Origin of the sequence: Leptospira soteropolitanensis (genome assembly GCF_026151655.1) — a bacterium.
GTDB classification, from domain to species: Bacteria; Spirochaetota; Leptospiria; order Leptospirales; family Leptospiraceae; genus Leptospira_A; species Leptospira_A soteropolitanensis.
In genome coordinates, this window is sequence record NZ_JAMQPN010000081.1 from 1 (window position 1) to 923 (window position 923).

1 protein-coding gene is annotated in these 923 nt (G+C 32.3%); it reads left to right on the forward strand.

Annotated elements, in window-relative coordinates; translation table 11 throughout:
• The first annotated feature begins 89 nt into the window (after positions 1-89).
• Positions 90-497: an ester cyclase gene (locus ND811_RS19405; protein ID WP_135631242.1), complete on the forward strand. Its 408-nt coding sequence runs from the start codon at positions 90-92 to the stop codon at positions 495-497.
• The last annotated feature ends 426 nt before the right edge of the window (positions 498-923 follow it).

Genomic DNA, 923 nt, shown 5'->3' on the forward strand with positions numbered 1-923 from the left:
GAAGAAGAAAATATTTTAAAAAAAAAATCGAAAAAAAATGAAACTTTCTCACTTTAATCCTATATCATATTTTTTAACGAAGATTAATTATGAATAAGAAAATTGTAGAAAACTTTGTTAAGGCTACAAATTCAAGAGACTGGGAAAATGTCCTACTTTTAACTCATGATAATTTTATAAGACGAAGCTCATCACCACCTTTTGAAATTATCGGAAATATGGCTTTAGTTGAATTCCATAAAAATGAATTAAAGACGTTTCCAGATTTATGCGAAAAAATCGAACTTATAATTGAGGAGAACGACCTTGTTGCTACTAGAATTAATTTTTTAGGAACTCAAAGAGGAAGTTTAGGAAACTTTCCACCGTCGAATAGGATATTATCAGCTTCCTTTAATTGCTTTTTCAGAATAATTGATGAGAAAATTAGCGAATCTTGGGTAGAATATGATAACCTTTATGGTTTAGTTCAATTGGGTCATATTAAACTTGATTAGAAAATCACCATTTGCCAAAATTGAAAACCATTTCTTTTTTAACTTTCTATGATATTAAATCTTTAAAATCAATAAGAACATTTCAATTCTTAATCTTCTTATTTTCAAAAAATAGTAATATAATTGTATGCTTCAAATAATATTGCATCTTCTTCCTTCGCATAACAGCGACTTACCGCTACGCTTCGGCACAAGGCCTCGCTCGGCCTACGGCAAATTGTCCTCCTGTCACTCGCCTTGCTTTCGCAAGCTACGTGCCAGTCCCTAACGTCCCGCTTCCGGGACTCAGGGTCGGACAACTTCGGTAAGTCTAGTTCGTTAATTGCAATGTCCAAGAAAAAAGAATTTAAGATATTTTTGTTTCAAATTTTCGCTGATTGTTTTTATTCAAGGCGTGTGAAAAGAGAAATGAGAAAGATGAAGAAA